The following is a 12326-nucleotide window of genomic DNA, read 5'->3' as shown; positions in this document are numbered from 1 at the left end:
TAAATGGAAACAATTAATATTTTTAAAAATATCGTTTTTGAATTAAGGAATTGGTACATCAAGAAAAACGATGTTTCAGTCGATTTATTTAATGACTTCAACGATTTTACTATTTTAAAAATCATCAAATTACATTTTTTTGTAGTAACTATCAATAGTGAAAACCAACCTCATTTACTAGATCAAAATACATTTCATGCGATGCCATATGGACCAGTCGAAACAAACGTTTACGACTTTTATAAATCGCACAGAGGCAATTTTGATGGTTTATTTACTATTTCTAATGAAAAAATAATATTTACCACTGGAGCAATTTCACCTGAAATAAATCCGATATTAAAAGAAAAAATCTTAAAATCCATTGAAAAATTAGAGGAATTAGAGCCTAATTTAATTACTGCAGGTGCAGGATCTTTAGTTGAATTAACTCACAAATGGAATAGCTGGAAAAAATATTATAATGTTGCCAAATCTAAACAAAGTTATTCTGAATTAATGCCAAATGAGGAAATCAAAAAAGATAAAAAAATTGTCAATTTAAATTACATTTCTTAATTCATGAAATGGATTTCTAACATAACTTCTAAAATTACTCAGTCTAAAAACACTTTAGTAAAAGATATTTACGATCAAATACCAGATTCTAGTAATAAATTTGACGCCTTTGGTGAGGTACTAAAAACAAAAGAGGAAGAATTTCTACTTGAAATTTTCACCCATCTAAACTACTCTGTTTTAGAAGGTGAATATTTAAATGAAAAATTTTCAATTGAAATTAATAAATTAATAAGTTTAGTAGATACTTTTTTTCAATTTCCAGACCTTTCATTTATTGCAAACACCACAGTAGAAGGAAGATATACTGAATATTTATCAAACACAAAATTTTTATATTCATTTAAGCAGTGTCTAGAAGAATATTCAAAAAACAAGGACTTTATTGATGGTATAATACTAAAATTAGACAAAATATTAGTATTCAATTTGTCTGATAGATCTCATAACATTATTGAAGATTTAAAATTTGAAAAGAAGAATTTTGAATTAATTTTAAGCACTATTTTTTTAGAAAATTTAACTTTAAGCAGAAAAGAATTTACTTTAAGAAATAATGAAGAAAACTTAGAATCCCTTTTAAATTTAAATATCTCTTTCAAACAGTGCTTAGGTAGATTTCCTTTTCCAGATGACAACATAAAATTTATTTTAGACATATTAATAGATAAAACTACCTTTTTAATTAGAAAATTAATAATTAGAAAAAACCAAGAATTAAATTCAGAAAATCAATATTATGTTGCTTCTGGTATTGAAAATTCATTTTTACTAGAAACTCATCTCTATATTTCACAACAATATGATAAATGGGATGATTATTCACAAATACATTATCTTTCTGAAGAAAATGATGTTTATGCTCGGAAATTAAAATCTTTTAGCAATTCTAATGAAACATATTGGGATAGACATCGATTAATAAAAATTGCCAAGGATTTTGATAAAAAAATTAAAGATTTAGAAGATATAAAACTAGATAATATAGTAATTCAAAATATTATTTTTAATAAATATTCCAAAAAAATATCGGAAAATTACATCCAAAATTGTACCCTTTCATGTTCAGTAGAAAAAGAGAAAGAAAAAATATCTGTAGAGTTTAATTTCAACGAATTTCTAGAGAAAGAAAAAGAAAAGATTAAAAAAATTCAATCAGAATCTGTTATAGAAAATTTCTTTCCATATAAGAAATTAGCCGAATTCACAATTGAGTACATTAAACATATTAATAAGGAACTAAGAAAAGGAGATACTTTAAAAAAAGAATTGATTGAAAAATTAGAAATTGCAAATAATAGTCTCGAAGAAATTATAAAGAAATACAAAACGACTTTAAACTGGTGTCGAAATCATTTTTTCTATGCATATCAATTACCTTTCGAAGAATGTATTTTAACTTACAAAATTTCCGAGGATAAATATTTAAACGTGTTTTCACCATCTACATTTTCTTTACCTTTGGATTACGAATCTCTATTAAAAGAAATTGATGGACTTGAAAGTAAAAATGAAAACTTTAAAAATGAAATTAAAAGCTTAAGTAATTTCTCAATATTATTTGAAAAACTTGAGAGTAAGGTATCAATTCAAGAACAAGTTTTAGAAAATAACACTAAGAAAAACATTGAATTGCTTGGTATTTTTTCAGCAATTATAGCTCTACTTTTTCAAGGTGCCTACACCTCAAATTCTGAAACCACTTTTGAAAATAAATTATTTACTTTTATTATAATGTTTATTGCACTAGTATCTTTCATGTTAATGTTAAAAGTATTTGTTTCTAATAAAGTTGAAAGAGGTGAATTGATGACAATTAGAATCATTTCTTTTTTAATAATCCCTTTATTAATAATTACTATTATAATCCTTTTTAAATTATATAATTAACTAAGTGCATATCTTAAAAAATTCCATTTTTCCAAGATATATAATACAACATGAACTCCAAACTGATTTACATAGCGTTTTTTGCCAGCATTTTTGGGTGTTTTGCTCAAAACGATTCACTGCAAAATCCCTATTTTAAATCTTATAATGATAAAATTACTGGCAGTATTTATTATTTAGATACTTCAAATAGTTTTCAGATTGCTTCAGGCACTCAGGATTCGGAAACATTTGTTAATCTTATACCGAATAGAAGAGAACAGATTGGTTTTAATCTGAATTATAAAATCATTGATGTTTCTATTGGTTTTGCTCCAAAATTTCTAAGCCAGAACAAGGGAGATTCTCATTCCAAAAATTTTAATTTCAATACCCGTTTTTACTACAAAAAATGGATGCAGTCGTTTACTTTCATCAATCAAAAAGGATTTTACATCAGCGATGAAAATATAATAGCACAACTGCCAAATATGCGTACGACAAAAATTGGCGGATCGACGGCTTACGTTTTTAATAATAAATTCTCTTTTAAAACATTGGTAAGTCAAAACGAATGGCAAACTAAGAGTTCCGGAAGTTTTATTCCAACTTTCTCGTTTTACTATACCAATATCGACTTAAATACTCCTGATGCAACGCCCGGAGATATTTATGTATTTACTTTGGCACCATCCTATTTCTATAATTTTGTAATTAGTGACAGGGTTTTAATTGGTACCGGAATTGCTTTAGGAGTTGGAATTAATGATATCGATGGAGATTCATCTGCTCTATATCAAGCCGATTTTAATTTAAAACTAGCCTACAATAATGACCGCTTCTTTGCTTTTGCAAGCATCAATACCGTAAGTTTTGCTCAGGACGAAAATGTCAATCCGCGACTGAATGATAATATTGCCACTTTAAAACTTTCTGCAGGTTACCGATTTGATCCTCCTAAAAAAGTAAAAGAAGTTTATGATAAAGTAAATCAGAAAATAGGTTTGTGATATTCATAATTTTCATTCTAAAAATCTAAAATATAATAATATGAAAAATAGAGAAAGATACATCGCACAATTACATCGTATGCATTCCGGAAAAGGATTTATTGCTGCATTAGATCAAAGTGGAGGAAGCACGCCAAAAGCATTAGCACAATATGGAGTTCTGGAAAGCAGTTTCTCAAATGATGAAGAAATGTACACGCTTGTACATCAAATGAGAACCCGCATTATTAAAAGTACTGCCTTTGACAGCGAGTATATTCTGGGTGCTATATTGTTTGAAAATACAATGGATCGTAAAATCGACGAACAATGGACTGCTGATTATTTGTGGGAGAAAAAAAAGATAGTTCCTTTTTTAAAGGTAGACAAAGGACTTGCTGATCTTGCAAATGGCGTACAGCTTATGAAACCTATTTCTAATTTAGATAAATTACTATCACGTGCTGTAGAACGAAATGTGTTTGGGACTAAGATGCGTTCTGTGATTAAAGAAGCTAATATAACAGGAATTCAGGAAGTAGTAGAACAGCAATTTGCTGTAGGTTTACAGATCTTCGAAAAAGGACTTATACCAATTATTGAGCCTGAGGTTGATATTTATAGTGCTGATAAAGAAAAATCAGAAGAAATACTGAGAGACGAAATCAAGAAACAGCTTAATTTACTTGATAAAGATGTGAAAGTAATGCTGAAATTATCGATTCCAACTGTGAATGACTTTTACAAAGAACTTATGTCAGACCCACATGTTGTGCGTGTTGTGGCATTGTCAGGAGGATATGCACAAGACGAAGCGAATCTTAAGCTTTCGCAAAACCACGGATTAATCGCCAGTTTCTCAAGAGCATTATCTGAAGGACTTACTGCGGGACAATCTGATGATGATTTTAATACTAAATTAAGCAAGACCATTAAAGAAATTTACACGGCTTCTATTACATAAAATGATACTGAATTCTATAAAAAAATCCCCGGAAAATAAATTTCCGGGGATTTTTGGTTTTATGATATTACAACTATTTGCTTAACTCTTGAGCCAAATCTAACGTTTGTAAAATGATGTTTTTATCAGATTTTGCAGCATTTAGTTTACATTCGAAAATCAATTTGTTATCGATTAGCTTTTTAGGAGATTCAAGGGTAATATCCGTAAATTGTTCTGCAACTCTTTTGATTTTAGCAGCTTTAGTTTCGTTGGCTTCATCTGTATTAGCATAAACATTTGTCAATCCGGCAATATTTACTTTTCCGGAGATGTAGTTCTTCTTTAATGCTTTTTTTGCTTCTTTAGAAAAAGTTCCCTTTCCTGTATTAAAATAATCCTGCGTATTGGTTATAATTACTACATCTTTATCTTTTTTGATAAAAATAGTACCATAATCTTCTGTTCCCAGTATTTGATAATAATCTCCTTTTGGCTCTAAAAATTGTTTACGAACACCTAACTGAATTAGTTTATCACCAAAAGTGGGATGCGTAGAGGTAAAAACAGCAGAGAATAACGGAATGTTTTTCTTAATCTTTTGTTCTGTTACTTTTTCTTCATAATTTTCATCATATCCGTACGATTTCGTTGTTACTTCAACTTCCTTCATGTTGTATAAAAACATACTCAAATCACCATCAAAAAGTGTTGCAGTAGCTTCTTCATCTATTATTGTCGAAATTAAATCCGTTACAATAGTTATGTCCTCTTTACGAAGTTTTGGATTTTGAAATAATTCAGCAGTTAAGGACGGAAAGTTTTCAAGTATTGCTTTACTATTGATATGATAAGACATATATGCTAATGGCTTTTCATCCGGAAAATAATTAAAGATGTTTTTATTAATCTTTCTATTCGTCATTTTCTCTACGACTACTGCCATTGGTTCAGCATATTCAATAACTTCTTCAATACGTGCATTATCGTTATCAAAATAAAAATCAAGGTTAATACCTTTTACAAAATTTCCAAAACTATTTTGTACCGGCAAAAACTTGTTATAACTGGTAAACTGTGACAAAGCACCATATGTAGAACTTAAAGTAGACATTACTGAACTGTAGTTTAACCATGACGAAATATCAGCACCGGCATTTATCTTATCTGAATTTGGTGGTGTAAAACCATTTTCGAATAACGATTTGATAAAAAGGTTTTGTTGTTCTGCCTGCAAAAAATTAAAATCTGCTTCTGCTTTTTCATATTCTTCATTCGATATTCCTGCATACTCTTCTACTACTTCAGTATCATCATTTTCTGTTGTTGCGTTTGTCTCGTTTGTTGTCGTTTCTTCATAAGGTTCTTCGATTGAAATTGAATCTTGTTTTGTCTCATGAAGAATGTTTGATTTATATTTTTTAGTAAATTCTAAAATAACCAAGTAATTATCATTCCATGCAAATGATTTCTTTTGGTTGCTTGGAGAAAAAAGCAAATATTTCCCAAGATCCTTTATTACCGGTACCTCAACAGAATCTGTATTTTTATTAATGGTGCGTTGCTCTATTAGAAATTGCTTAACGGCTTCTTTACTTTTTATAGGAATCGTAACCTGGTAATATTGAATACTATCTGTGAAATTTCCGTGAATAGATGCTTTTTGATCTATTTGAAAAAGAGCTGCATATTGGGCTAAATCAGGACCATCCTTGTATTTGGCAATAAGCGGATGATTGAGTATATCTACAAGGTTTACTTTTTTAGAAAGCTGGTTTCCATTAAATTGAACGAAATAATCGTATTGTTTTTTATTGGCTTGACCAAAAGTCAAATGCAGGGCGAATAATAAAAAGAGCGTATAAAACTGCTTCATAAATCAGGGAGTTAATTGGATTGTATTGTTCATTAATGCCGATTTTTTAAGCACGCTGTACATACTTTGCTTTAAAAATACGGTCTTTTTGTTTTGGGAAATTTTACTATTTGGATTTTGCACTGCCTGAACATCTTTATCAAATGTATAAATGGCAATAATATTGGCTGCTTCAAGATCTTGTTTTTTCTTAGGATCTTTTATCAGTTTTTCAGGAATTGGATATGAAGCAATTCTTTCGAAGTTCTTGGCGCTACTGACAAAGTGAATTTGATCGCTTTGATTGTTTATTGTATTTACAACAGCATTAAGCGCTTTTACATTTGCATAATTGAGTTTGATAATGAAAACATAATTTTCAAAATCAGTTTTGGTAGTTACGTTTGTAATTCCGTCAATTTTAGAAGCTTTTGTTTTAAAATCCTCCAATTTTTTGATGATTTCCTGTTCGTTCGGGATTTTTACGCCATCGACTTCTTCGAGCCACATTGCCGATTTTGTTTTAAACCAGGATTTCGAAAAATTAACCATCAATGTGTACTCGCCACTTTGATCGTCGTGATGTTTGATTCTTTCTGTTATTTCAAAACAACTTGTTAGCAGTAAACAACAGCATAAAGCGAGAAATTTCTTCATCAGACAAATTTAATGGGAAAATTTTTAAAAACCATAGCATCGTAATAAACAACTTCTATTTCCGGGTTTTAAGAATTAAACGCAAACAAAAAAAGAGCAAAATTTTAGATAATATTAACGGATTCTAAGGTAGGCTAATCTCCTTATTCTGTTGATTTTTCTTTAACTTTGCACTGCTTCTCAAAAAGCATTATAATCTTCAAAAAATAAAAAATAACTGCACTTTTAGAATCAGGAATCAAGCTGCTTTAAAGTAAATCAGGTTAAAAACTGAGATCTAAAAAATCTAAATCTAAAATTATATGTTCCCATTACAGAGAAACCGCCGTTTAAGAACCAATGAATCTATTCGTTCTTTAGTTCGTGAAACAAGTTTGAGTCCACAAGACTTTATGCTTCCAATGTTTGTTGCCGAAGGAAAAGACGTAAAAGTTGCTATTCCGTCAATGCCGGGAATTTACCGTCATTCATTAGACAATACGATTAAAGAAGTAAAGGAAGCCTGGAATTTAGGAATCAAAGCGGTGAATATTTATGTAAAAGTAAGCGATAACTTAAAAGATAATAAAGGTGTTGAAGCCTGGAATAAAGATGGTTTGATGCAACAAACGATTCGTGCGATCAAAGATGCTGTTCCGGAAATGATTGTTATGCCGGATGTGGCTTTAGATCCATATTCGATTTATGGTCATGACGGAATTATCGAAAATGGTCAATTGATAAATGACGCTACTGTTGATGCTTTAACCAGAATGAGTTTAAGTCATGCTGAAGCCGGAGCTGATTTTGTCGCGCCTAGTGATATGATGGATGGACGTGTTTTAGCGATTAGAAAAGCACTAGAAGAAAACGGACATCATAATGTAGGAATCATGAGTTACAGTGCAAAATATGCTTCGGCATTTTACGGACCGTTTCGTGATGCTTTGGATTCTGCTCCGGTAGATTCTCAAAATATTCCTAAAGATAAAAAGACTTATCAAATGGATTATGCCAACAGAATTGAAGGAATTCGTGAGGCATTATTAGACGTTGAAGAAGGTGCAGATATCGTTATGGTAAAACCGGGAATTGCATATTTAGACATCGTTCGTGAGATAAAAGACACCGTTCATGTACCGGTTGCGGTATACCAAGTATCTGGTGAGTACGCGATGGTAAAGGCCGCAGCAGAAAGAGGTTGGTTAGATCACGACAAAATTATGATAGAGCAACTTTATTGCATTAAGCGTGCAGGCGCCAGTATTATCTCTACTTATTTTGCAAAAGAAGCTGCGATTCTTTTAAACAAGTAATATAAAATAAAAGCTACTTTAGCCGAAAATATAACTTATGAAAAAAGTATTACTTGGACTTGCCATGATCGTTTCTGTAACAGCAATTGGTCAGGATATTAAAATTAAAAAAGATAAAATCAGTATCGACGGAACTGAAGTTGCGATTTTAGACAAAGAAAAATTATCGTATAAAATACTTTCCTTAGACAACAGACCTATTTTTTCTATCGAAAGAAAGGCTAATACCCTACTTGATGGTTCAACGGTTTATTGGTCTCTTCTTACTGATTTAAGCAACAATAAAACAAATGAAATTGTTGATTATGGTACAGATCAGGGTTTGAGCTTTCAAAAAGCGATTGTAGCCAGTGTTTGCAATGAAAAATACAAATTCATAAGTGCATCCGGTTTAGATGAAAAAGGCGTTTTAGAATTCATTAACGGAACACCTACTAACATTACAAAAGTCTTTGATGATGCAAACCAGAAAACAATTGACCAGTTAAAAGCAGAAAATGATGCAATGCTTGCCTTGAGAATAAAAGTGGAGAATGGAAATATCCTTCAAAAACAGGAAGTTCTTAAAGATGGTCAGCTTGTTATGGATTATGTTGTAATAGGAGAAGTTAAAAAAAGCAATATAACTTTTATGCCTAATTTCCCTCCTAGTCTGGTTTATACTGTAAACTCCCTATATTCTGAGAAAGACAATAATAGCAGAGCCCAAAACCGAGTTAAGGTATTGGGTGCCTGGTATGCTACAAAAACAGGATATCAAAACCCAAATACCAATAAAAATATCAAGGATGAAATAATTACCTGGGATAACAAATACTATAATTTAAGAGGAACTCTTACTGATACCGAGAAAATTAATCTTTCGTTTTATGGTAATGAAGACAAAGATTTTCTTTCTAAACAAATTGTAGCCAAACTTCTTTATAATGGCTATAAGTTTGAAGCAATGAAATAAAATTAAATCTATAATGAAAAAACTATTATTCTTATTTGCCGTTTTAGCTTTAGCTTCTTGTAAAAAAGAAGCAACAGAAAATACTGTTAAGGAACCTGTAGAAAACTATTCAGAAGGAAACTCAGCAGAAGTCAAAACTCCGGAAGCTTTAGGGAAACAAATTTTTGAAGGACAAGGAAACTGTTTTTCCTGCCATCAGGCTGATCAAAAAGTAATTGGTCCAAGTATTCAGGAAATTGCGAAAATCTATAAAGACAAAAAAGGAGATATCACCACTTTCTTAAAAGGAAATGCGGAACCAATTGTAGACCCAAGTCAGTTTGCGGTTATGAAAACCAATTTTCCTGTGACTCAGGCAATGTCTGATGAAGAATTGAAAGCTATTGAGGCTTATATTTACAGTCATTTAAAGTAGTATTTTTCATTTCTGCTGACATACTGTTGTCATTGCATGGTTTTACATTTACAGCTTAACAAAAATGAAGCAAAAATGATAATTCAAAAATTCAATGTAATTGGTATTTCGGTAAGAACTACAAACGAAAATGGTACCTCATCAAAAGATATTCCGGCTCTTTGGAACAAATTTATGAGTGAAGGAATTCAGCATAAGATTCCGGGCAAAGTTTCAGAAGATCTATTTTGCATTTATACGGATTACGAAAAAGATCATACCAAACCTTACACTACTATTTTGGGCTGTAAGGTTGAAAGCTTAGATTTCGTGCCTGAAAACATGATTGGAATAACAATTGAATCAGCAGATTATGAACAATTTACTGCAAAAGGAAACTTAACCCAAGGAATTATTTTTAATAAATGGCTGGAAATCTGGAACTCCGATTTAAAAAGAAGTTTTACAGCAGATTTTGAGGTTTATGGAGAAAAATCTCAAAACCCTGAAAATGCAGAAGTGGCTATTTACATTGCAAATCAATAAGATACAGAAACAAAAACGGCGCTAAAATTAGCGCCGTTTTTTATTTTATAATTGAATAGACTACCAGATTTTAACTCTTTTATCTGGTTCTACATACATCTTATCACCTTTCTTAATACCAAAAGCCTGATAAAATGTATCTAAATTCTGGATTGGCACAACAGCTCTGTACATTCCAGGAGAATGCGGATCTGTTTTAACCTGGCTTTTTATAGCCTCGTCTCTTGATTTAGTTCTCCAAACTGTCGCCCAGGAAATAAAGAAACGTTGTTCTGGCGTAAATCCGTCAATTAATCCCGGATTACCGTGTTGCTTCAAATACAATTGCAAACCATCGTAAGCAGCATTTGTTCCTCCTAAATCTCCAATGTTTTCACCTAATGTAAATTTACCATCTACGTGAATTCCAGGAAGCGGTTCTAAAGCACTGTATTGTGCAGCAAGTTCACCACCAAGAGCAGTAAATTGTTTTAAGTCTTCAGGAGTCCACCAATCTACTAAATTTCCATCAGCGTTGTAACGTGCGCCAGAATCATCAAATCCATGAGAAATCTCGTGACCAATTACAGCTCCAATTCCACCATAATTAACTGCTTCGTCAGCTTGATAATTATAGAAAGGCGGTTGTAGAATTGCTGCTGGGAAAACAATCTCGTTATAAGACGGATTAAAATAGGCATTTACAGTTTGTGGAGACATTCCCCATTCTGTTTTATCAACCGGTTTGCCTAATTTAGCTAAGTTTTCTGCATAAGACCATTTTGATATGTTTTTCATATTATCAAAATAAGTTCCGCCTTCGTTAACATTTTTAAGTTCTAAAGCTGAATAATCTTTCCACTTGTCCGGATATCCAATTTTTACGGTAAGTTTTTTTAATTTCTCAATTGCTTTAACCTTAGTTTCTTTAGACATCCAAGGCAATGCATTAATCCTGTTTTCATAAGCTAACATTACATTGTTGATCATGTCTTTAGCTTTCGTTTTTGCTTCAGCAGGAAATAATTTCTCTACATAAAGTTTTCCTAAAGCTTCACCTGTTGCTCCGTTGATTACCTGAAGTGCTACTTCTTCACGCGGACGTTGCTTTAAAGCTCCTGTTAACGTTTTTCCGTAGAAATCGAAATTAGCATTTTCAATATCAGTACTTAAAGTCGAAGCTGTTCTGTTTAATAAAGTCCATTTTAGGTACTCTTTCCACGCTTCTACTTTCTTTTCTGTCAATGTTTTTTCTAAAGCAATCATATAACGCGGTTGCGCTACGTTTACTGTATCTAATTTTGACATTCCGATTCCGGTAAAATATTTCTCCCATTGAATAGAAGGTGTATTCTTTTTTAAATCAGCAACAGCAGTTGGATTATATTGTTTTCTACGGTCTCTTCTCTCAACACGGTCTAATCTTGGCGAAGACAATTCAACTTCTAAAGCCAGGATTTGTTTCGCATTTTCTTTTGCTTTAGCAGGAGATTCTCCAATATATTGCATCATTCTTGCAACGTGTACTTCATATTTTTCACGTTTTTCCTTAGAATCTTTATCATCTGCGTTGTAGTAATCTTTATCAGATAATCCTAAACTTCCAGGCACAAGGCTAACAGAGTTTTTATTACTGTTTTTTGCATCAGCTGAAACATAGACACCAAAAAAACCAATTCCACCCTGAGGCTGCATTTCGATAAAGAAATTTTGTAAATCGGTTACGTTTTTAATCGCATCGATTTTCTTTAAGTAAGGCTGAAGTGGTTTTATCCCATTTTTATTACGACCAACCGTATCCATAATCGTGTTGAATAAAGCAATTGCTTTACCCTGATCTGTACTCGATTTATACTTAGGATCTTTTGAAGCTTCTTTTAAGATTGCAAGTGCATCATTATCGGTCTTCTGACGTAGTTCGTTGAAACTTCCCCATGAATTTCTATCACTTGGAATTTCAGTTTTATCCAGCCAGGCTCCATTTACATAACGGAAAAAATCCTGTCCCGGACTAACTTTTGTATCCATGTTAGAAAGATTGATACCCGGTTCTTTCTTTTTTGCATCTTGGGCGTTTACTGCAGTAATAGTAATCATTGCAGAAACAACACAAAACATAGGTTTTCGTAGTTGTTTAATCATTTTTATTTATAGTTTTTAGTATATACACAAACATATTGCAATTATTTCAAACTCCATGTTAAATTTGGCAAATAATTGATTGAAGAATCGGCACCAAACAATAACAGAATTTGATTAAAAATCACCTAACAATAAGGTAATTGC

Annotated in this window: 11 protein-coding genes; 8 read left to right on the top strand and 3 right to left on the bottom strand. The window is 31.6% G+C overall.

The genetic code is table 11. The features are described 5' to 3' along the window. Positions 1-3: 3 nt before the first annotated feature. The 4 genes from ASF10_RS08960 to ASF10_RS08945 are packed head-to-tail and all read left to right on the top strand — an operon-like array spanning position 4 to position 4380. Positions 4-558 carry a hypothetical protein gene (locus ASF10_RS08960; RefSeq protein WP_056247862.1) on the top strand — a complete coding sequence of 185 codons (555 nt, stop codon included), beginning with the start codon at positions 4-6 and terminating at the stop codon, positions 556-558. A 3-nt stretch (positions 559-561) separates the two neighbouring features. Then, positions 562-2448: a hypothetical protein gene (locus tag ASF10_RS08955; RefSeq protein ID WP_056247859.1), complete on the top strand. Its 1887-nt coding sequence runs from the start codon at positions 562-564 to the stop codon at positions 2446-2448. Between the two features lie 50 nt (positions 2449-2498). Continuing rightward, complete coding sequence (locus ASF10_RS08950; protein WP_056247857.1) at positions 2499-3437, top strand: DUF4421 family protein; 939 nt, start codon at positions 2499-2501, stop codon at positions 3435-3437. Between the two features lie 40 nt (positions 3438-3477). Then, positions 3478-4380 (top strand): fructose bisphosphate aldolase, encoded by a 903-nt coding sequence (locus tag ASF10_RS08945; protein WP_056247854.1) that lies wholly within the window; start codon positions 3478-3480, stop codon positions 4378-4380. Positions 4381-4453: 73 nt separating this feature from the next. Here the strand turns inward: ASF10_RS08945 and ASF10_RS08940 are convergent, their stop codons facing one another. Together ASF10_RS08940 and ASF10_RS08935 are read right to left on the bottom strand one after the other, a co-directional pair. Then, positions 4454-6235, bottom strand: a complete 1782-nt coding sequence (locus ASF10_RS08940) for a hypothetical protein (protein WP_056247852.1) — start codon at positions 6233-6235, stop codon at positions 4454-4456. A 3-nt stretch (positions 6236-6238) separates the two neighbouring features. Then, complete coding sequence (locus tag ASF10_RS08935) at positions 6239-6871, bottom strand: hypothetical protein (protein ID WP_056247848.1); 633 nt, start codon at positions 6869-6871, stop codon at positions 6239-6241. A 302-nt stretch (positions 6872-7173) separates the two neighbouring features. On the opposite strand from ASF10_RS08935, the gene hemB reads away from it, so the two are divergent. The 4 genes from hemB to ASF10_RS08915 all read left to right on the top strand — a co-directional run bounded on the left by hemB (position 7174) and on the right by ASF10_RS08915 (position 10061). Continuing rightward, positions 7174-8166, top strand: a complete 993-nt coding sequence (hemB, locus tag ASF10_RS08930) for a porphobilinogen synthase (RefSeq protein WP_056247844.1) — start codon at positions 7174-7176, stop codon at positions 8164-8166. 37 nt (positions 8167-8203) lie between these two features. Then, positions 8204-9121, top strand: a complete 918-nt coding sequence (locus ASF10_RS08925; protein WP_056247840.1) for a hypothetical protein — start codon at positions 8204-8206, stop codon at positions 9119-9121. A 13-nt stretch (positions 9122-9134) separates the two neighbouring features. Then, positions 9135-9536 (top strand): c-type cytochrome, encoded by a 402-nt coding sequence (locus ASF10_RS08920; RefSeq protein ID WP_056247838.1) that lies wholly within the window; start codon positions 9135-9137, stop codon positions 9534-9536. Positions 9537-9611: 75 nt separating this feature from the next. After that, positions 9612-10061: a GyrI-like domain-containing protein gene (locus ASF10_RS08915; RefSeq protein ID WP_056248950.1), complete on the top strand. Its 450-nt coding sequence runs from the start codon at positions 9612-9614 to the stop codon at positions 10059-10061. 60 nt (positions 10062-10121) lie between these two features. Here ASF10_RS08915 and ASF10_RS08910 read toward each other — a convergent pair whose 3' ends face one another. Further along, on the bottom strand, positions 10122-12182 hold the full coding sequence (locus ASF10_RS08910) for a M13 family metallopeptidase (protein ID WP_056247835.1): 2061 nt from the start codon (positions 12180-12182) through the stop codon (positions 10122-10124). Between the last annotated feature and the right edge of the window lie 144 nt (positions 12183-12326).

It is taken from the genome of Flavobacterium sp. Leaf82 (assembly GCF_001422725.1).
In the GTDB taxonomy this organism is placed as follows: domain Bacteria; phylum Bacteroidota; class Bacteroidia; order Flavobacteriales; family Flavobacteriaceae; genus Flavobacterium.
Note: the sequence above shows the minus strand (reverse complement) of the source record. Positions and strands in the feature narration are given on the sequence as shown.